This is a genomic window from Pedobacter gandavensis, assembly GCF_032677645.1.
Lineage (GTDB): Bacteria > Bacteroidota > Bacteroidia > Sphingobacteriales > Sphingobacteriaceae > Pedobacter > Pedobacter gandavensis_A.
On the sequence record NZ_JAVTSB010000011.1, the window covers coordinates 251758 to 273371 of the forward strand.

The following is a 21614-nucleotide window of genomic DNA, read 5'->3' on the forward strand; positions in this document are numbered from 1 at the left end:
AAACTTAAAAAATGAAGAAAATATATTCAGTCGTTATGCTTTGCGCCCTGATGTTGGTGTCGTTTTATAGCATGGCGCAAGAAACAAGTGGCTCCTTAACCGGACAGGTGAAAGATGCCAAAGGATTACCGGTGCCTGGTGCTACGGTTGTAGCAGTTCACACGCCATCGGGTACCCGTTACGCCATGTCGGCGGATAAAGACGGTCGTTATTTCCTGAATAACCTGCGTATTGGCGCAGCATATCTGGTGACCGTTTCTACGATGGGGATGCAGAATGCAGTGCGAAATGACATTTCAGTTCGTCTGGGTGGCAGTCAGCAGCTCAACTTTGTCTTGCTGGAAGCGTCACAGGAGCTGAAAGGCGTAGATATATCCGCCAGAAAAACCGTCCGCCAGAAAGCGGGCAATTACGGAACCGGTAAAAACATCAGCTCGGAGCAGGTGAAAAATATGCCAACGATCAGCAGAAGTATCACTGATATCACCCGTTTAACCCCTCAGGGCAGCCGCGACAATAGTTTCGGCGGAACCAATTTCAGGTACAATAACGTGACTATTGATGGGGCCGTAAACAACGATGCCATTGGTTTTAGCCCTTCACAAGGCGGACAAACCGGTACTTCAGGCATGAACGGCAGCAGCACCCGGACCAATCCGGTTTCTCTGGATGCCATAGAAGACATGCAGGTTTACCTGGCACCTTTTGATGTGAAAATCGGAAACTTTACCGGTGGATCGGTCAATGCTGTAACGCGTAGCGGTACCAACACGGTTACAGGTTCCGTGTATGGCTTAGGAAGAAATGCTGCAATTACCGGCAAGGATCGGGTAGGTGGTCTGGGTAAAATGAACAATGATTTCTACGATTACCAGGCAGGTTTCCGTATAGGTTTTCCCTTCATCAAAAACAAGCTCTTCTTTTTTAGTAATGAAGAGATTACCCGACGTCAGGACCCGACTCAATTGTTTGTAGGCACTGCGGAAACCGATGCTATTTTCAGTGTAGCAGATGCGAAATCCATTGCAAATACCGTGAAAAACCGGTATGGAAGCATCTTTGACGCTGGTACTGCCGACGTATACACCAATTGGAGCAAATCGCAGAAATTCTTTAACCGTTTAGATTGGAACATCAGCGATAAACATCAGCTGGCAGTTAGAAATAATACGATTTTCAGTAAGGCGACCCACATGGATCGCGATCAGCAGGATTTCCGGTTCAGCAGCATGGCTTTTCTACAGGAAAACAACCAGACCAGTACGGTTGCTGAGCTGAAAAGCAGATTCAATAATGAGCTTTCCGGTAATTTGTTAGTCGGTTTTACCCATGTAAATGACAACAGGGATCCACTAAGCGACCCAACCTTGCCGCAAGTGCAGATTATGGGGCGCACACCAGGAACTACCATTTATTTAGGGACAGATCGCGAAGCGAGTATCTTCAATATGAAACAGAAAACCTGGGAATTTACCGCAAACTTAAACTGGACAAAAGGGCGTCACAAGTTCTTGATCGGGACGCATAACGAGCTGTATAACATTCAATATGGTTTCGTAAATGCCTGGAATGGTCGTGTGGATTATCAGAGTATTGAAGATTTTACGAACAACAATCCTTACCGTGTAAGAGGCAGTTACAATTATTTCAACAATAGCAGAGATTACTTGATGGCGAATCCGGCAGCGGATTTCAACGTCAATATGTACAGTTTATATGTGCAGGACGAAATCAGGATCAGTGATAAATTACGCATCACGCCAGGATTACGTGCTGATTTCGTGAATTTGCCAGGCATGCCGACTTTAAGCGATAAGGTTCGCGATATTAATGCAGACCCGTATTTTGGAAGCACTTACACCTACACACCACTGAACCGAATCAACAACAAATTCTTAAACAAGGTGCAATTGTCGCCAAGGTTAGGTTTCAGATACGATGCATTGGGTGATCAAAAATTAATCTTTAGAGGAGGAGTAGGAATGTTTACCGGCCGGATTCCCTTTGCATGGTTAGCTTATGCCTATTATAATACCGGAAATACTTTTGGTGCGATTGATCAGAGGGCCGATCAGCAGGCGTTCTTGCCAGGCACAGATCCAATTAAACCAAGTCCGAATGGCATAGCCGGATTTATTGAACAAAACGGAACAGTTATCAATAATCCAAATAGCGGTCGTACACAAGTCGACCTGGTGGATAATGGTTTTGAAATGCCTCAGGTATTGCGTGGAAGTTTAGGCATCGATTACGAAACAGCAAATAACTGGCGATTTACGGTAGAAGGAATGTACACTAAAAACTTAAAAGACGTGTTGTTCCAGCAGTTGAATACCAAAGACAATCCCCTTTATTATGGTTACGATAAAGAAAAGCAGCAGCCGGTTTATGGTGGTGTAGTAGATCCACGTTTCTCCAATATTTACCTGCTGAGCAATACCAAAGAAGGCTATCGTTACAGCCTGACTGGTACCATTGCCAGAACATTCATCAATGGGCTAAATCTGAGCAGTTCTTATACCTACGGACAATCAAAAGACCTGAGCAATGGGGTGCGTAACTCCATGGAAAGTAACTGGCAATTGAATCAGGCTTTGATTCCAAACAACCCAACACTAAGCGCCAGTAATTTTGACATTCGCCACCGTATTGTGTCTACCATCAGTTATAATTACGAATGGAGCAGAGCGGGTAGAACCAATATCAGTTTGTTTTTCAGTGCGCAATCGGGGAGCCCTTTTACTTATGGGATCGTAAACGGCAATATCCAGGGATTACCACAGCAGCTGAGTTTAACTTACATCCCTTTAAGAGCGGAAGCGATCCGTTATTTTAAGGATATTTCTACTCAGACTGCGGTTCAGCAAGCCGTAGCATTCAATCAGTTTATTGATGGGAATGAATACCTGAGCAGTAGAAGAGGCAGGTATACGGAGCGGAATAAAGGCAGAACACCCTGGAATGTACAGGCAGATTTACACCTTTCCCATGAGTTGTTTGTGAACGCTGCGAAATCCCGGTCTTTAAGCTTTACGGTAGATGTTATGAATATCACCAACCTGATCAGCAAGACCTGGGGCATTCAGTATTTCTCGCCAAACACTTTTAATTCCACCAGCAGTGTAGGTTTAACGCCTTCGTTGTTTCCACCACAGCAAAATGAGGGTAATTATCCTGTTTTTACTTTTAACAACCCTGGTCAGCCATATAGTATAGATTACTTCGGATCGAGAGCGCAAATGCAGTTGGGATTGAGGTATAGCTTTTAGTTTATTTTAGAAATTAAGTCATAAAAAGATGAATATTCAACACAAATGGAATTTTAGTATTGGCATGATGCTGTGCTTCCTGCTGTTTATTGGCGCTTGTAAAAAGGATAAGGTAGCAGTGCCTGTGGTGCCTTTCAAGATAGACAGCTATTACCCCAATAGTGGGAATGCAGGGACCCTGGTTTCCATTGTTGGCGAGGGTTTTGGAACTGATCTCAGTTTGTACTCGGCTACCATTTCCGGAAAAGCGGCGGAAGTGATCAGTGCCACAGAAAGCAACATCGTGGTTCGGATGCCGGAAGGTGGCGCAACCGGTGCATTGGCACTGAAATATGATTCACGTGATTTTAACCTGGGGCAATATATCTACCAGGCTTTAAGCGTCCAAAATGTATTCCCCGCCAACGGACCTGCGGGTTCTCAGATCCGGATTACCGGAGCGGGTTTCAGCAGTACCACCGGGCCGGCTACGGTTTTTATCAATGGAAAACCGGCATTGGTGGTCAGCGTATCTGACGAGATTATCGTTGCCGAAGTGCCTTTAGACGCAGGTTTCGGGCCGATCGTAGTGAAGGTGGACGGCAAGGAAGCGAAAGGTCAGAATTTCACTTATCAGGCGATTAGCAGCATTAAACCTTTAAGCGGTGGTAAAAACACAAAAGTGACGATTAATGGGGTTGGTTTTGAAGAATTAGCGGAAGGTAACCAGATCGATTTTAACGGAACAACGGCGACCGTATTGGAAGCAACGAAAGAAAAACTGGTTGTGCTGGCCCCTGATGGGGTTAAAACCGGACCACTTTCTGTAAATATCAATGGTCAGAAAACTGCTGGACCTGTCTTTACGGTAGTAGCCTCGCCATCAATTCAAATCGTAACACCTTTAAGCGGACCAAAAGGTGCCGAAATGACCATTTCCGGTGCTTTGTTTAGTACGGTACTGGACGAAAATAAAGTGTTCATTAATGGAATTGAGATTCCCGTTCAGTCTGCCACAGAAAACCAGATTAAGTTGTTAGTGCCAGGCGGTACAGGGACTGGATTGGTAAAAGTGGTCGTGAATGATCAGGCGACGAATGGTCCTCAGTTTAAAGACCAAACGCTCGGTATCCTTTCGGTAAGTCCGGATAACGGTCTGGCTGGTACCACAGTGACAATTAAAGGATCGGGTTTTAGCAGCAGCGCGGTAAACAATAAGGTATACTTTAACGGCTTATTGGCAACTGTAAAAACCGCCACAGAAAATACATTGGTACTGGATGCACCGGCAGGCTTAAGCACCGGTGATCTAAAAGTAGTGGTGGATGGGGAAGAAGCCCTGGCACCACAGGATTTTAGAAGAGCAGGAATGCTGACACTAGCTGGTGGACCTAACAGTGATACTTTTGGAGGTTTCATGGCCGGAATAGCAGTAGACAATTCTGGCAATATCTATGTGGCCGACAGGTTGAATCATCTGGTGAAAAAGATTACGCCAGCAGGTGTAGTCAGTGTTTTACAAATCAATGGTGCGGATGTTGTTTTTGATACGCCTTATGGGGTGGTTATCGATAAACAGGACAATATATATGTGTCGGATATTGGACGTAACCACATCAGGAAGATCACACCATCCGGACAAAATACGGTCTATGTTTCCGGGTTTTCACCTGGTTTGATGACATTCGACAATGCAGGTAATCTGTATGTAAATGTTGTGGCTGCTTATGCAGGGATGAACAAAGTAAATACTGCGGGTGGCTATTCGAAAATTAGCGGGCCATCCTGGCCAATGGCTAAGGCGGTAGTAGATGCGAATGGAAATCTTTATTATGTAGATTCTGGTTCAAGTAGTAACAATGCAGTTTCACGTATCGCTGCCGGAGCTGGAAATGAAGGTTATTTCATAGGTAGTTCTGATCCAGGGTATCAGGACGGAGCAGGACTCTCTGTAAGATTCAACAGTATTGGAGGTGGATTGGCGATATATGGTCCTGGTAAATTGATTGCCGGTGACAGGTACAATTATGCATTAAGAGAGATTGATGTGAACAGCAGAAAAGTTTCAACGCTTGTGAAATTGAATCCTGGATTTGCTGATGGTGCATTCTCCCAGGCAAAAATCGGTTCAATGGATGATATGGCCGTTGATAAAGATGGCAATATTTACATCCTGGATGCCCAGAATAAGGCGATAAGAAAAGTGTTTCTGAAGTAAACAGTTCGGCTTTTAAAGAGAACAGCCTGTTGATCTCATAGTCAACAGGCTGTTTTTTTATGCTGTTTTCACTAAAAAATAATTTTATCGCCTGTTGCCAATTGATTGTTTTTGGCAAATACGCCACACAAATGGAACAATAGTCGGGCACCTACGTTACCATCCCAATCGTCTTCACCTGGTGCTACTTCAACCAGGTCGATACCGATAATGTTTTTATCGCTATTAGCCAACTTAGTCAATAAGTAAGTCGCTTGCTCATAAGATAGACCGCCTGGTACCGGAGTTCCTGTATTTGGACAGTACCAACGCTGTAAGGCATCAATATCAAAGCTTACTGCAACGTTTTCAGGTAAATGAGCCAGAATTTCATCGCATTGATCTTTCCAGTTCTTTCCTTCAAAATTATTGCCTTTTAAATCAGTATCTGTAAATACTTTAACTTTACCAGAGTTTTGAACCGCTTCCAGTTCTCCCTCGCTAAAATCACGAATACCTACTTGTACAATTTTCTCTATTTGTGGGAGTTTAATGGCGTTAAACATAATGGAGGCATGGGAATAAGTAAAGCCTTCATAAGCATTACGCAGGTCCATGTGTGCATCAAAGTGCAGGATTCCAAAGGAGGCGTGTCTTTCTGCTAAGGCCTGGTAAAATCCCATCGGTGTAGAATGGTCTCCACCCAGTAAGATCACTTTTTTACCTTGATTCATCCAATATAAGGCGCGTTCTTTTACCTCGGAATTGAACTGTGCTGAGGCTTTGTTTATTTCCGCTAAATCACTTTGTAATTGAGGTACTGTATTGATATCAACACCGTTTTCCAAAGCTTCAATAATGGGTAAGGCTAAACTTTTATATTTTTCACTGTTTTGAGACCAATGTTCAGGAGCTTCGTCCATGAAAATCCCTAATTTCCACAAATCAGGAAATTCCTGGTGCAATAGGTCTACTTGAAATGAGGCATTTAAAATAGCTTCAGGACCATTACTTGCGCCACTACCATAACTTACAGTTACTTCCCAGGGTGCTGGTATAATAATAATATCACTTTCTTCTGCTGTAAATGGTAATCCATATATACTTGAATCTGGCAATCCAGGTTGTGATGGATCGAAATTCTCAATTTTTGTTTGCTTTGTCGACATTTTATGATTCACTAATTGAGCTGCAAATATAAAAAATCTTTAATGAGCTTTGGCCCCGCGTCAAATATTCGATTACATTATATAACCAAGAAGGTGTGCTCATTTATAAATTTAAAGCCTTTCCAAAAAATGACCAAGAGAAGGTGATGGTTTAATTTAACATAAACTTAATGCTGAGGTAGGTTTATGGTTGTAAACAAAGTTTAGTTTTGCTAAACAATGTTTAATCATAAACTTCTAAAGCATGGATAACTTCTACTTTAAACAAAAAAATCAGGTACTGGCCTTTCTGCAGATGGAAACGCGTAGTTTCTTCAATTATCAGTTCATAAATCAACCACTTTTTAATCAGTAATTGCTATGAGATATTTTTATCTAACAATTGCTGTGTTTTTCCTGTGTTTAAGTATTTCTTATGCTCAGGGTACATTGAGGGGAACTGTTATTGATGGCAGCAACCCAATTGCCTTCGCCACCGTCAGCGTTACCGAACTAAAAATACAAAAGCTTTCGGGACTGGACGGAACATTCTCTATCTCATTACCAGAAGGATTCCACAAGATCTCCATAACTATGGTCGGATACCGAAAAGTGGATACGCTGATTCATATGATCAATGGTAAGACAACCAATTTAGGCAATATAAACCTCAGCCCAAATGGAGATTTACAACAGGTGGAAATTCAGGGAATGTATAGCTCCGGAGAACGTAAAGCCATCGCGATGCGAAGAAATTCAAGCGCCATTATGGATGTTGCCAGTGCAGATGCGGTTGGTAAGCTTCCTGATATCAATGCTGCAGAAGCTGTACAGCGGATACCCGGTGTGAGTATAGACCGTGATCAGGGGGAAGGTCGTTATGTAACCGTAAGAGGTACACCATCTCAATGGAGCTCTACCACCATTAACGGGGATCGTATGCCTGCAGCTAAAACATCAGGCGATCTGCTGGGGAACCGTACCGTTCCAATGGATTTATTGCCATCGGAGTTTATTCAATACATACAAGTCATCAAGGCAATTACCCCGGAATATGAAGGGGATGCTATCGGTGGTACAATTAACTTTATTCCACGTACTTCTCCTGAGAAAAGAACATTCCGTATCATGGGCGCTTTGCCTTATGCTGAAAGACCAAATGATAAGCTAGGTTATAACGGTAGCTTGTTATATGGAGACCGGTTGCTAAACGATAAATTCGGATTTTTAGTGCTGGGTACGGTCAACCAACGTACTTATGGTACAGATGATTATGAGGTAGGCTATGGAAATCAGCTTCACAATGTGAACAGTCTTGATGTTAGAAACTATCAGGGAACCCGGACTAATAAAGGACTGAATGCGGCAGTAGATTATCGCCTTGCACCCGGCACTAAAGTATATGCGAGAGGGTATTATACGGAATTGCTGGATAATGAGCGAAACCGTAAAACCATGCACTATTTTGATCGCGCAACCAACAATGCGGTTTTAAGGTGGAATGTTGTAGACTATTATTTTAAGAATTATGGTGGGGAAGCTGGTATTGAGTCCACGCTTAGTGCCAAACTCAGCATGAATGCACGTGCTGCCTGGTATAAATCATGGGCAGGTTATAAGGGGCCGTCTTCTGCTACAAAGGATTTACGAGGCTATTATTATGGCAACTGGGTACAGACCGTAAAATACGACAACATGGTTAATGTAGATGGAAAAGATTATAAGTTCTTAAAAGGAGATGGCCCTGCAGGTTATGAAGGTGATGATCCGAACAATGTACAAACGCATTTCTCTGCAACTACACCTTACAGTGCAGATAATTATTATCTGGATAGATTTGTGACCTCTATCCGTAATGTGAGCGATAATGATAAGGTGGCTGCCGTAGATTTTAAGTATCAGCTATTAAATAACCTGCTCTTGAAATTCGGTGGAAAATTCAGACATAAAACCAGTACCTATGATTATCGTTATGCCACCTGGGTTTATAAAACCACCGCTCCAAAAGCATATCTTGGATTATGGGAAAAAGAAGCCTTTCCTGCAAAGAACTGGTTTCCTGAGCTAAACAATACTTATGATAACCTGAAATTTGATTACCCGACCGCAGCATCTTTTATCAACCCTTACAGTATTCCTAAGGTTGGAGCGAATTTAACTTATACGTTAAACGATGCTACTAATTCTTCTTATGCTACAGGTAATTATGATGCAACGGAAAAAGTCAGTGCAGGTTATGCTATGGGCGAATGGGGTTTGAACGCAGCATGGAAAATCGTTGGCGGGATGCGCTTTGAGCATACTTCAGCTATATCTAATAGCTATGTTTATAATGACATTACGAAAAAGGTAAGTCCGGTTTCAGGGAGTAAAAGTGTGCCTGCAGTTCTTCCGATGTTACATTTTATTTACAAGCCAAATGACAAAACGGACCTGCGTGCAGCGGTTACCCGCACTTTTGCAAGACCTTCTTTTAATGAAATTAGTCCAACAACAAGGGTAAATCCAAATACACTGACTGTGGCCCTTGGGAATCCGGATTTACGTCCAACTTTCTCCTGGAACTATGACTTGATTGGTAGTTATTACCTAAGCAATACGAGCTATTTAACCGGAGGTTTGTTCTACAAGAAAATCAAAGATGCGGTGTACACACAGTCCTTTAATCAAAGTCAGACTGTAGATGGTACAACTGCAAGCTACAAGGTGTCACAGCCTTTAAACTCAGATAATGCCAAACTTTATGGAATTGAGCTGGGCTATAACCAGAAATTAACGTTCCTTCCAGGCATACTGAGTGGGTTGGGTATTAATTTGAACTATACCTATACTAAATCGGAAACCACGATTAATGACCGTCCAGATGAAAAAATTGGCTTGCTAAACCAGTCGCCGAACATCATCAATGCAGCGCTGTTTTATGAAAAAGATCGTTTTTCATTCCGTATTGCCGCCAATTATCGTCAGGCTTTTCTCGTAGAAGTTCGTGACAATAGTGGGGCAGACCGGTACCAGGATAAAGATTTCCACCTTGACCTGAATACGTCCTACAATTTCCCAAAGAACATCACTTTGTTTCTGGATGCAAACAACCTGACCAATGCAGCGCTTCGCTATTATCATGGTGTTAAAAGCCGACCTGAACAGGTGGAATATTATTCTGCCAGGGGGCGTGTAGGTGTAAACTGGAGTTTCTAACAAAAGTAGATCTGTAATGAAAATATCCAGAAGAAAATTCGTGTTATCAGCAGTCTTACTCGTTCCTGTGTCGAGACTGATGGCGGAGAGCGTTGATTTTAAAAGGAACTATTTCCAGCATGGTGTTGCTTCAGGCGATCCCCTGCAGGATCGGGTAATTATCTGGACGAGGATAAGTCCCATCAATTATGCTGATACTGCATTGGGTTGGGAAGTGTCTACCGATCCAGGGTTCCTGAATGTAGTGAAGAAGGGGAGGACTGAAATTTCAGCGCATTCAGACTATACTGTAAAGGTAGATGTGAAAGGGCTGAAGGCCGGGTGTACCTATTACTATAGGTTCTCCTACCAGCAAATGATGTCCGAAATCGGAGAGACGAAAACTTTGCCAAAAGAATTGAACGGCGCTGATTTTAGCATGGCGGTTGTGAGTTGTAACAACTGGGAGGATGGATATTTTAATTCATTCCGGTTTCTTGCCCAAAAACCTGAAGTAGATTTGGTGCTCCATCTTGGGGATTATATTTATGAATATGCGACGGGGGAGTATGGAAATCCTGCATCGGGCCGTATCAATGAGCCAAAGCATGAAATTTTGACACTGCAAGATTATAGAACCAGGTATGCGTTATACAGAACCGATCAGGATTTACAGGCTTTGCATGCTAAAAAGCCTTTTTATCTGATCTGGGATGACCATGAGCTGGCAAATGATGCTTATAAAAATGGTGCAAAGAATCACCAGCCAAATGAAGGAACCTGGGATGTAAGGAAAAAAGCAGCCATACAAGCCTATCTGGAGTGGATGCCAATCAGAGCAAAAAATGCCACTGAGGTTCGCCGGAAATTTGAAATTGGTGATGAGATTGCGCTTTATCTGATGGATGAAAGAAGTAGTGACCGTACTCGTCAAATGGACAATACCAACCCTGGTTTTAATGCGGAGGAAAGGCAAATTATTGGCGAGAGTCAATATAGCTGGCTGGCTAATGAGTTGAAAAAGAGTAAGGCCACCTGGAAATTGATTGGAAACCAGGTCATGTTTTCGGGCTATGCGGTAGCTAAAGGTTTCAAATTGCCAAAATATAACGATTGGTGGTTAGGCTATCCATACGAAAGGGCTAAAGTATTGGACCTGCTGGAAAGGGAAAAAGTAGGTAATGCCATCTTTCTAACCGGAGATCATCATGAGTCATTTGTACTGGCTGTACATCAAGAGGATAAGTTTATGGAGTATACCAAAAGCTACCGGCAAAGGCCATTGGCATGGGAACTGCTCACACCTTCTATAACTTCGAAGAATGCTGACAGACGATCTGAGTCAGAAATCGCGGCGTTTGAAAAGATGCTCCATAACAAGGATATTAACCCTCATTTAGTTTATGGTGACATTAAAAGCCACGGCTATTTTATTGCTACAATGAACAAAAAACGCATGCAGATAGATTATTACTTTGTAGATAACCTGCTGACAAATGTTGCTAATGAGCATAAATCCGCCTCATTTATTCTTGACGCAGAAACGTTTGGCATCACTTCTAACTAAATATTTTTACACCTTTTATGGGAAAGCAGCCTTTACTCCCTGTTTTGACTGCTCCCCATGAGGGTGTTATTTATCAAACCTCTTTTATGATGTTCTTTCATCATATACTGATTTTCTCCCTATATGGAAGCTAATGGCAACTTCAGTAGTCCAGCCCAGGTGTTGTTGGTCTTATGATTACAGGGCTTACTTCGGTTGTTGTTGTGTTACACAGTGAACCATTCCGCCGTTAGCGAATAAGTTACGGCAATCGATACCGATAACCTTTCTCCCTGGGTAGAGCTTCTGAATGATGTTATTGGCAACAGCATCATTCGGATCGTTATAGTTAGGAACGAGTACCACATTATTCCCAATGTAATAGTTAACATAAGAACCTTTTCCTACATCTTTACCGTACTTCGTTACCACTTCATTTTTGGTCAGCGGTACCTCTACAAATTTATAGGCGGAAGCAGTTTTATTTGTCGCATTGTACAATATAGTGATGTCCTTATCAGGCACCTGCCAATACGCAAGATCATCTTCAGACATGGTAACGATGGTCGAATTGTTCGCAAATCTCGCAAAACCATCAATGTGCATATCTGTGATATCCAAACCGGCTTTACCCTCCAGCCAGATAAATTTGGTAACGCCAAGGTATTTGGTGAATATGGCTTCAGCCCGTTGCTGTGTCATCCCGGGATTTCTATTGTCGTTTAATATTGAGCTTTTGCAGGCCATTAAAACTCCGTTTCCATCAATTTCCACACTTCCTCCCTCGTTGATCATCACGTTATTGAGGTCTATTCGCGGCGTGTTCCTATCGAGCGCTATTTCCGAAGGGACCTGATTACAGTTTTTGTAGTCTGCTTTTTTGCCCCAACCGTTAAATCCCCAATCCTGGATCAACAGTTTCCCGTTTTTATCCTTTACATATACAGGACCATTGTCGCGCACCCAAACATCATCTGTCTTTCTGATCATAAAATCCACATTCGCAAGAGGAACATGGTTATTGGTCAGCAGCCCGGTCACCCTTTCCTTTTCAGATTGATCATAGACTACAAGATGCACTTTTTCACCTTGTACCAGTGCTTTGGTCATCGCCACCCAGGTTTCATCCAGGCGGTTGCGGTAAGTTTTGCCATATTGGTATTCATGTGGCCATTGTAGCCAGGTACCTTCATGGGGAGCAGACTCCTCAGGCATGATGTACGATATGGTAGAATCGGCGGGAGTGCCAGGTCCGATATCTGTGCCATTGTCTGCACCTTCTTTTGCGCAGGAAAAAAACAGGGTCGATAAGATCATTAATGTAAGTGCCATTTTGTTCATGATTTAAATAATAAGATTTTGGTACTGCAAAACTATACAGACCATTACCCGTATTGTTGTCCAAAATTGACAATCTGATATTTCAATTCAACGGTAGCAATATATAGGTCAGCTGCTCTTCAGCCATGGCTGTATTACCTGGGTGTCTGATGTATTTTTCGATTACAGGTGAAGGGCCAAACTCTAGTTCGGTTTCCAAAATCCAGCCTGAATAGATCTGTGTATAGGTGTCTTCGATTGTTTCATATCCCCCCGGGTGTATAAACTGAGCATATTTCCCTCCGCCTATTGTTTTCGAAGGCAGGCGAAAGTTCTTTGCCTGCATCGCGGAGCAGGTATCGTACCTGCATTTGAGGTTTTCCCTTATCAAAGGCTCATCGGCTATAATTCCATAAAATTCATTTCCATGTTCCGGAAACTCATTTTGCATAAACTTATCCCATAATTCTTCTATTTCTTCATCTATATAGCTGATAAAAGCAGTTCCATAATAGACGGTTAGCGGTCTGAGGTAGACAATTTTCGGTTTTAACAAATGTGCTGCTTCAACCGGAAAGATTTCAGCTTTGGTCATCAATGGGTTCTTTTGAGATTTTGCTTCTTTTGGGGCAATGCCGAAATGCTGTTTAAAGGCTTTTGAAAATGAGGCCAGGTTGGCAAATCCTACTTTTAAGGCAATAGAAGAAATATTAGCACGGGTATAAATCATCATCTTATAAGCATTCTCTACCTTCAGCCGTTTCTGATAAGCACCAACCGTTTCTCCACACGTATATTTAAATATCCTTTGAATGTTTCTGTAGGAATAATGAGAGACATCCTCCAGCTCCTCAATAGAAATCACCTGATCGTAGTTTTTTTCAATAAGGCTAATGGTATTGTAAACGCAATTCAGGTTTGCAGATGCCTCTTTATTCATTTTTTATGCCGTTCATGGATGAATAGAATTTCTAATCAAAAAAGGTGCCCGGAACTAAGATCGGCTTTAAGCGAACAGGAGAAAAAAAATGCCCCTGGAAAGTAGTTAACTTTCCAGGGGCATGCAAAATACCGCCTTTGTGTCTTAAAATAGGGTTGATTATTTTGCCTTACCGGAGTTCTCCAGTACGTCTTTATAATAATTTGCGCCCCAGCGTTTGTAACGGTTAAACTGCAGTTTGAGGCGATTTTCAAATGAAGTCCAGTCCCTGCTTTCCTTAGTGCTCCATAACACTTCACTTAGCGCAGACATCCGCGGGAAAATCATGTACTCTATTTTTGAAGGGTTGTTCATGTATTCCGTCCAGACATTTGCTTGTGCGCCAAGAATGTATTTTCTGGATTCCAAAGGAAGACCAGCAGGAATCGGCTCATAGCTGTATACCTTTTCCAAAGTAGTCAGACCCGGCATCGTTAATGAATCTCTTTTAGCAGTTTGGGCGTAATCAAAATACATATAGTTTCCAGGGGTCATGATGGCATAATGATTTTGTTTTGCCGCTTCAATACCACCTTCTTCACCGCGCCAGCTCATTACTGTTGCATTAGGAGCGAGGCCACCTTCCAGTATCTCGTCCCATCCAATAATGCTTTTCCCCTTTGAATTGATGTATTTCTCCATGCGCTGTACAAAGTAACTTTGTAATTCATGTTCATCTTTCAGCTGGTGGTCTTTCATGCGCTGCTGACATTTCGGACATTTCTTCCAGCTGGTTTTCGGACATTCGTCACCGCCAATATGAATATATTTAGCAGGGAAAAGGGCAACGACTTCATCCATCACATCCTGGAAAAAAGTAAAAGTCTGCTCGTTTCCCGCACAGAAAACCTCGTCAAAAACACCAAAGGTTTCCTGAACTTTGTATGGCCCGCCGGTACATCCTAAATAACTGTAAGCCGTTAATGCTGCGGAAGCATGGCCAGGCATTTCGATTTCTGGAATGACCGTAATGTAACGGTCTGCAGCATATTTAACCACTGCTTTGATTTCCTCCTGGGTGTAAAATCCTCCATGAGGTTTATTCGTGTTTCCGTTACCAGGTAAGAAACCAGTGATCGTTCCTTTGCGGATAGAACCTAGTTCCGTCAGTTTTGGGTACTTTTTGATTTCAATTCTCCAGCCCTGATCGTCTGTTAAATGCCAGTGGAAATAGTTCATCTTGTGAAGCGCCAGGTAGTCAATGTATTTTTTTACAAAAGACACTGTAGAAAAATGACGGGCTACATCCAGGTGCATTCCGCGGTATTGGAACCTTGGCTCGTCCTTGATTTTCACAAAAGGTATAGCCAATGTTTTCTCTTTTGTACTTGGATCCAGTAGTTGAATTAAGGTTTGAATACCGTAGAAAACACCTTCCTCAGTGCCAGCGGTAATGAAAATACCTTCCTTTTTTACTTCAAGGGAGTAGTTTCCAGTAGTTTTACTCCTTTCTGCAATTTTGCTGGTCTCACTAGTTTTGCTTGTTTTATTGTTCAGCGCGAGGTAAATCCCTTTTACAGCAGTCTTGCTGTTGTTTTTCAGACCAAATCCATAAAACTGATTCAGATAATCGTTTAAAAAAGCCGCTGATTTCGCTAAATCTTGCTGCTTAAAGACCACAGGAGTCTTGTCCGACAAGTTAAAAGAACCCTTGGAAGTACTATTGACTTCCAGGGGTTGAGGGATGATATTAATTTGGGCAAATAGTTCTGCTTTTAACAGCAGTAAAGTAAAAATGCAAAGAAGGAACTTGTTCATTTGTGTGTGTTTAACGCTATAGAATTATAATTTATTGAAGTAAAAGTCATCGCCATAGGCGGTGCCCGCAACCGGCTTATACATGTAAACGGTAACGGAAGAATTGGTGGCTCCGGTGCTGAAAGTAACAGAGGAATTGGTATAGCTAGTTGCGGTAATTGCGGTGTTTACTGCCGCACCGCCATAGTTTTTAACGCCAAACATCGCGGATTCTCCAGCGGTACCTACCTTTCCATAACCTCCAAAAATGTAGGTGGTATTTGGACTGAGGCCAGTAATCACTTGCTCTAACGAAGTCTCGCCGCCTTGCTGTCTGATCGCTTTTGCACCGGAACGGAAATTGGTAGTCACGACAGCGGTATTTCCTGCAGGATTCCAATTGCCCCATGGCGCTAATGCAGTGTCCTCAAAACCAGGATTTCCCAAGACAGGCACTTCCTTATACACCCTGATATAATCCACGTTCATGTTAAAAGGAAGGTCGGTATTGGTAATTGCGCCAGGCCATCCTGCGCCACCGGATTGATTTAAAATCAGGTAAAACGGCTTGTCAAATGGCCATTGTGCAGTGGTGGCATTGGCCGGTCTCGTATAGGTATACTGGAGCACATTGTTCACATAAAACTGAATCGAAGAAGGGCTCCAGATGATGCCATAAATGTTGTAATCGGCAGTATTGTAAGCGGTCGTTTTTGTGGCAGAACTGCCGCCGGATGGACCGGTTACTGCGCCATTGTGGATCGTCTGGTGCATCGAATTTTCATAGTTTACATGCTCCATGATGTCTATTTCACCACTGTTTGGCCAGTCTCCATAAGCCACAGGCGTTTCCGGCATCATCCAGATGGCAGGCCATGAACCTTGTCCTTGTTTAAACTTCGCCCGGACTTCCACCTTTCCGTAAAGGAAGCTGAACTTTGTAGAAGTCTGAATTCCTCCTGAATGGTAGGGAACCGGATCTCCGGCGATCACTGCATTGTCCATTTTCAACACGAGATCGCTTCCATTCTGAGACACATAATCTGTTGTGGAGGTCAGGTATTTCGCCCATGCAGGGGACCACCTTGTACAATAGGTCCATTTGCTGGTGTCGAAGCTTCCGGTAGTGTTAAACTCATCGGAAAAAACGAGGTCCCAGGAAGAACTAAGGGCAGCAAGCCCCGTGTTTTGCAGCGCAGCAGCTGTAGTCGCGGTGCTTGCCTGTTTTTTACTGCCGGCCAGATCCTGACCAGGCTGCAGTGTTTTCGAACAAGAAAATAACAGGATGGAGCTGCCCATCAGGAGGTTCATGATTTTCATGATTTTTGGTTTAGGGATGATTGGTTGATATTGATTAAGGTTTATTTAATGATAGGCAATGGAGACCAGTAAAATTCATGTGTAGCATCATTCGGTTTCCCTTTCAATGGAAGTTCAGATGGGTCGCGGTCTGCGCTTGCTTTGGCTACTGTTTCCGTTCTGATCAGGTCAAACCATCTTGCTGCAGGCTCCGGACCGGCAAATTCCCAGCCTTTCTCTGCGATGACCGCATTTCTAAAATCAGTTTGGTTTAAACCTTTGGCTAATTCACCAAGACCGGCTCTGAGTCTCACTTCATTGATGGCCTGGTAAGCGGTTTCATCTGGTCCAGCGGAAGACATCGCTTTTGCTTCTGCATAGGTCAGGAGTACTTCCGAATAGCGAATCATATACACTGTTGCACTTCCCCACCAGTCGTTCAATTTATGGGTAACTGGATCGTAAGATTCATCATCTCTGTATTTTAAGAAATAAGGATGTTTGTGCGTCAGTTTCGTGTAGTCTACTGCTTTAGCTGGGTCATTACCCAAAAAGTAAACCGTCTGGTAAGTGGCCTCTTTTCTCGGACCAGCAGGGAATTTGTTGTAAAATGCAATCTCTCCGAAAGCCTCATCCCATCCACCTTCTTCACCAGGGGCAAAGTTTGGAGGTCCCATCTGACTGCCGTTACCCCAGTTGTCTCCGTAATTCCAGATACTTGGCATATTTTTATTGTAATAACAGGCAAAAACGGCTTCTTTATTGAACCTGGAATCCTTATCCCAAAGATCAGCATAGGCATTTACCAGTCCATAACCCCAGGTCGCTTTGCCATCTATGACTTCTTTAGCTTTTTTGGCGGCGAGGTCATATTTGTCGGTTTGTTTCAAAGGCCAGCCGGCCATAGTCAGGTATACATTGGCCAGCAATGCTTTGGCGGACCCTATTGTAGGCAGGATGTCGGTATTGTTTTGTCGCCTCGGACCTGACCAGGCATTTGGCAGCATCGTTTCTGCTTTTTGTAAATCGGCAACCACCAATGCATAGATTTCCTGTGGCAAAGCATTTGTTTTCGGTTCCAGGCTAGCCTGTAGTGGCATCGGCACGGCTCCCCAGGTACGCGTCAGGAAAAAATAGGACATGGCGCGGTAGAAATAACCTACACCAGCGGAGTTGTTCCGCTCTACTTCCGTAGCTTCCGTTGCTTTTGGATAATTTTCAATCAGGGAGTTGGAAGACTTGATGGTTTTATAGAAATAGTTCCACCAAATGGCCATCCTGTCGTTGGAAGAATTGGCCTGAAAGGTGTCGAAATTCGAAAAGCCCATTTTGTTTCCTCCGGCATGCGTCGTAATGTCATCACTGCCAAAGGTGGTAGCCAGGCCACCGGTCTGATTCCAGGCCAGGTTATAAGTTAACGCAATTCCAAGGGTGGCGGCATTCAAGTCTTCGCCGGTCTTGTAAAAAGTTTGAGGGGTGATGCTTCCTTTTGGATCTTCCTTTAAGAAATCTTTCTTGCAGGAGGAGATCAGTAGCGCGGGTATTAGAAGGGTAATGATATATTTTTTCATTTGAATAGTTTTAAGTTTGTGATGCCATCTCCGGCTGATTTTAAAAGGTTAGATTGAGCATGATGGTGAAGGTTTTTGGAGAAGGGTAGGCCCCTAAATCAATACCGGCATCTGAATCACTATTTGCAGCAGTTGAACTGGCCTCAGGATCAAATCCTTTATATTTTGTGATGGTAAACAAGTTTTGACCACTCAACGTAAGTTTTGCATTTCCAAAATGCAGCATGCTTTTTGGGAAATTATAGGATAAGCTGACGTTTTTCAGTCTGGCATAAGCAGCGTTTTGCAGGAACTGTGTAGATTCAATGTATTCTTTTGCAGTACTTGTCGGGTTTGCCCATAGCGAACCTGTGTTTTGAGGAGTCCAGTAATTGGCCGCTTCGGCAAGTGTTGGATAGGCTACATCGCTGCTGGCAATTGCTGATGCAGCATAAGTGGCATTGAACATCTGATGTCCATAAGCACCTTGAATAAATACATTTAGCTCTAAATCCTTATAGTTGAAATTATTGTTGAAACCCCATTGCACTTTTGGCATGGCATTTCCTGAAATCACCATGTCTTCAAAGCCAATTGTACCATTTCCACTCACGTCAGTATATTTATAATCTCCGGCTTTATGTCCATTCTCGTCATTTTGGTATACCCCTTCCCATGGAATCAGGTAAAATGAACCCAAGGGCTGACCCACCTGGATGACCTGGATTGGCGAATTAATTAAACCACCGCCGATCTGAGCGCGTCTGATCATGGTTTGATCACCAAGGCTGACTACTTTATTCTTATTCAGGGCAGCATTGAAACTCGTATTCCACTTAAAATCTTCGTGGTCAATGGCGTTGAAATCCACCATAAATTCAAAACCTCTGTTGTTCACTGCACCGATGTTTTTTAATAGCGTGCCGCCTCCCAGGTAATTGTCGATAGGGGTGAAGAGCAGCAGATCTGTGGTGTTTTTATTGTAGTAATCTGCGGTGATGTTCAAACGTCTGTTGAAAAAGCTCATGTCCACACCAATATCAGTCTGTTTTGTGGTTTCCCATTTGATATCCGGTGTATTTGGATTACCCAAAGTATAGCCCTGGAAGGAGCTGGTACTGCCGTAAGAATAATTTACCGGGCTCAATAAACCCAAAGTACTGTATGGGGCGATAGATTGGTTTCCGGTAACTCCCCAGCCAGCTCTAAGCTTTAGCGCAGAAAAGACATTCAGTTTCTTGATGAAGGTTTCCTCAGAAAGGTTCCATCCTAAGCTTGCAGAAGGGAAATTACTCCATTTATTGTCGCCCTGAAATTTGGAAGATCCATCTCTTCTGATGGTCACTGTGGCCAGGTATTTTCCATCATAACTGTAGGCCGCTCTACCCATAAAAGATAGGATCGACCATTGTGAATAGCCTGAGGAGATACTTTGAGCGGAGTTCAGCCCTAGATTATAATAACCATTGGAAGTAGTGCTTAATCCTGATCCATTGGCACTAAAGCTATTGGAAGTATTTTGCGTACTCTCTTCTACAGCGGTAACGGTAAGGTCATGTTTTTCATGGAATACTTTATGAAAGGTCAGGACATTGTTGTTCTGGAAGTTGTAATTTTCGGAGAAGCTCTGTGCAGATTTCATATTGCCCTGGGAAATCCAGTTGTTCGAAAGAGAAGCTGCTTTTGACAGGTTAAGGTCTAGTCCAAAAGTAGAAGTAAAGGTTAGCCAGTCGGTAATGTTATATTTTAAGTTTGCATTCATGGTGGCTACATTTGCAAACACGTTATTGTCACTTTCCATACCGGTCATATAAGGGTTTGGCCAAATCGGCGACAATCCGGTGCGGTTGTATTGTTTGGTCGCCTCATCATCATAAACAGGTTCTGTAGGTGCCCATGCAATGGAAGCCATCACCGGATTTGCTTTAGAGGTTTGAACGCCATTGTTTTTAGAGTTGATGCGCTGTGCAAAAAGGTTAACTCCCAAGGATACTTTATTGCTTAATTTAGCATCCAGATTGGTACGAAGTCCAAATTTATTTTGGTTGGTATTTACGAGTAATCCATCCTGTTCGGTATAGAACCCGGAAACATAGTATTTTACATTGTCTGAGCCTCCATTTACAGACAGCTGATGATTTTGGGTGATGGCATCTTTAAAAAGCAGCTCCTGCCAGTCTGTGGTTTTACCCGCATAGGATTCCGGATTGGGGATCACCGGAGCACCTGCAGTAAGATTGGCGATGTTTGCATAGGTCACCGCATCCATCAGTTTGTATCTTTTCATTGGACTGCTGAAGTTGACGAAACCATTATAGGCCACTTTTACTGCGCCTGATTTCCCCTTTTTAGTGGTGATAATGACTACGCCGTTTGCACCTCTTGAACCATATATGGCAGTCGCCGAGGCATCTTTTAACACATCCATCGCTTCAATATCATTGACATTGAGGTCTTGTATGCCGATACTTCCCAGCGCTACACCGTCTACAATGTATAGAGGTTCGTTGCTGCCACCTATGGAATTGGCCCCTCTGATCCTGATCTTTGCTTGTCCGCCTGGCGCTCCAGAGCTTTGGGTAACCGATACACCGGCTACTCTTCCCTGCAAGGCATTGGCTGCGTTGAGCACCGGCTGATCTTTATACGCGTCAGATTTTAAGGTCGTAATAGATCCGGTCAGGTCCTTACGTTTCTGCGTACCATAACCAATTACGGCAACGGCATCCAGGGTCTTTACGTCTGATTCCAGACTTACATTGATGACTTTCTGGTTGTTCACGGGAACTTGTTTTTCTTTCATGCCCACATAGTTGAATAACAGCGTGGCATCCGTAGGGGCGTTGATGGAGAACTTACCTTCCGGATTGGTTTGTGTGGATATGGAAGCTCCTTTTACCCTAACCACAACCCCTGGTAAAGGAGCGCCGTCTTCGGTTACTTTTCCTGTGATCGCCTGCTGGGCAAATGCCGAAATTCCGGAGAAAAGAACGACTAAGAGCAGGAGCGTTCTCATCGCTATAGGGTGTTTAAAAAAAGAAGAAGGGTATAGTCTTTTGATCATAATTAACTGGATTGGTTTGTTTTTTTATATAAAGAATTAGGTTTTTTGTTGGAGCGTATAAAGATGGAACCTGCTGCTGCGGAAGCCTTCGGTTCTTGCAGACTGATTTTATACCGGGCCCTGATTAGCTCAGAATAAAACAGCGCATGATCATGCCGGTGTTTTCATAATATTTGGTTTAGGTTAGGTAATTGGCGATAAGATGTGGTAAATCGCTTTGCTAAGGTATATAGGTTTAACAGCTGGGAAAGGGGGTGAAGTAGTTAAAAAAGGGGGGTAAACTCGGTAAGTCCGCTATTTAAAACACAAATAATACCTACATTCAGCCCTAAATATCATATTCCTTTAC

Annotated in this window: 11 protein-coding genes; 4 read left to right on the top strand and 7 right to left on the bottom strand. The window is 43.1% G+C overall.

Going from position 1 to position 21614, the window contains the following annotated elements; all coding sequences use genetic code 11:
- The first annotated feature begins 11 nt into the window (after nucleotides 1-11).
- On the top strand, nucleotides 12-3269 hold the full coding sequence (locus R2Q66_RS18980) for a carboxypeptidase regulatory-like domain-containing protein (protein WP_316751983.1): 3258 nt from the start codon (nucleotides 12-14) through the stop codon (nucleotides 3267-3269).
- A gap of 28 nt (nucleotides 3270-3297) precedes the next feature.
- On the top strand, nucleotides 3298-5466 hold the full coding sequence (locus tag R2Q66_RS18985; RefSeq protein ID WP_316751985.1) for an IPT/TIG domain-containing protein: 2169 nt from the start codon (nucleotides 3298-3300) through the stop codon (nucleotides 5464-5466).
- 71 nt (nucleotides 5467-5537) lie between these two features.
- Here the strand turns inward: R2Q66_RS18985 and R2Q66_RS18990 are convergent, their stop codons facing one another.
- A complete protein-coding gene (locus tag R2Q66_RS18990; protein ID WP_316751987.1) occupies nucleotides 5538-6614 on the bottom strand; it encodes an agmatinase family protein in 1077 nt (358 codons plus the stop codon).
- Nucleotides 6615-6974: 360 nt separating this feature from the next.
- Here R2Q66_RS18990 and R2Q66_RS18995 point away from each other — a divergent pair, with 360 nt between their 5' ends.
- Nucleotides 6975-9791: a TonB-dependent receptor gene (locus R2Q66_RS18995; protein WP_316751989.1), complete on the top strand. Its 2817-nt coding sequence runs from the start codon at nucleotides 6975-6977 to the stop codon at nucleotides 9789-9791.
- Between the two features lie 16 nt (nucleotides 9792-9807).
- Entirely contained in the window at nucleotides 9808-11337 is a 1530-nt protein-coding gene (locus R2Q66_RS19000) for an alkaline phosphatase D family protein (RefSeq protein ID WP_316751990.1), read from the top strand.
- Nucleotides 11338-11523: 186 nt separating this feature from the next.
- On the opposite strand, the gene R2Q66_RS19005 is transcribed toward R2Q66_RS19000, so the two are convergent.
- The 6 genes from R2Q66_RS19005 to R2Q66_RS19030 all read right to left on the bottom strand — a co-directional run bounded on the left by R2Q66_RS19005 (nucleotide 11524) and on the right by R2Q66_RS19030 (nucleotide 21265).
- Nucleotides 11524-12648 (bottom strand): agmatine deiminase family protein, encoded by a 1125-nt coding sequence (locus R2Q66_RS19005; RefSeq protein WP_316751992.1) that lies wholly within the window; start codon nucleotides 12646-12648, stop codon nucleotides 11524-11526.
- A 91-nt stretch (nucleotides 12649-12739) separates the two neighbouring features.
- Nucleotides 12740-13576: an AraC family transcriptional regulator gene (locus R2Q66_RS19010; protein ID WP_316751994.1), complete on the bottom strand. Its 837-nt coding sequence runs from the start codon at nucleotides 13574-13576 to the stop codon at nucleotides 12740-12742.
- Nucleotides 13577-13735: 159 nt separating this feature from the next.
- Entirely contained in the window at nucleotides 13736-15373 is a 1638-nt protein-coding gene (locus tag R2Q66_RS19015) for a beta-N-acetylhexosaminidase (RefSeq protein ID WP_316751995.1), read from the bottom strand.
- Between the two features lie 24 nt (nucleotides 15374-15397).
- Nucleotides 15398-16672, bottom strand: a complete 1275-nt coding sequence (locus tag R2Q66_RS19020) for a family 16 glycosylhydrolase (RefSeq protein WP_316751997.1) — start codon at nucleotides 16670-16672, stop codon at nucleotides 15398-15400.
- A gap of 41 nt (nucleotides 16673-16713) precedes the next feature.
- Complete coding sequence (locus R2Q66_RS19025) at nucleotides 16714-18222, bottom strand: RagB/SusD family nutrient uptake outer membrane protein (RefSeq protein WP_316752000.1); 1509 nt, start codon at nucleotides 18220-18222, stop codon at nucleotides 16714-16716.
- Between the two features lie 40 nt (nucleotides 18223-18262).
- The gene (locus tag R2Q66_RS19030; RefSeq protein ID WP_316752001.1) at nucleotides 18263-21265 is read right to left on the bottom strand and encodes a TonB-dependent receptor; all 3003 of its coding nucleotides are present in this window, start codon (nucleotides 21263-21265) and stop codon (nucleotides 18263-18265) included.
- Nucleotides 21266-21614: the final 349 nt, after the last annotated feature.

Excerpts from the sequence above, each read along its gene's own strand:
- R2Q66_RS18990 (WP_316751987.1), bottom strand. The coding sequence starts at position 6,614 with ATGTCGACAAAGCAAACAAAAATTGAGAATTTCGATCCATCACAACCT.
- R2Q66_RS19025 (WP_316752000.1), bottom strand. The coding sequence starts at position 18,222 with ATGAAAAAATATATCATTACCCTTCTAATACCCGCGCTACTGATCTCC.
- R2Q66_RS18985 (WP_316751985.1), top strand. The coding sequence starts at position 3,298 with ATGAATATTCAACACAAATGGAATTTTAGTATTGGCATGATGCTGTGC.
- R2Q66_RS19005 (WP_316751992.1), bottom strand. The coding sequence starts at position 12,648 with ATGGCACTTACATTAATGATCTTATCGACCCTGTTTTTTTCCTGCGCA.
- R2Q66_RS19020 (WP_316751997.1), bottom strand. The coding sequence starts at position 16,672 with ATGAAAATCATGAACCTCCTGATGGGCAGCTCCATCCTGTTATTTTCT.
- R2Q66_RS19010 (WP_316751994.1), bottom strand. The coding sequence starts at position 13,576 with ATGAATAAAGAGGCATCTGCAAACCTGAATTGCGTTTACAATACCATT.
- R2Q66_RS18980 (WP_316751983.1), top strand. The coding sequence starts at position 12 with ATGAAGAAAATATATTCAGTCGTTATGCTTTGCGCCCTGATGTTGGTG.
- R2Q66_RS19015 (WP_316751995.1), bottom strand. The coding sequence starts at position 15,373 with ATGAACAAGTTCCTTCTTTGCATTTTTACTTTACTGCTGTTAAAAGCA.
- R2Q66_RS19000 (WP_316751990.1), top strand. The coding sequence starts at position 9,808 with ATGAAAATATCCAGAAGAAAATTCGTGTTATCAGCAGTCTTACTCGTT.
- R2Q66_RS18995 (WP_316751989.1), top strand. The coding sequence starts at position 6,975 with ATGAGATATTTTTATCTAACAATTGCTGTGTTTTTCCTGTGTTTAAGT.
- R2Q66_RS19030 (WP_316752001.1), bottom strand. The coding sequence starts at position 21,265 with ATGATCAAAAGACTATACCCTTCTTCTTTTTTTAAACACCCTATAGCG.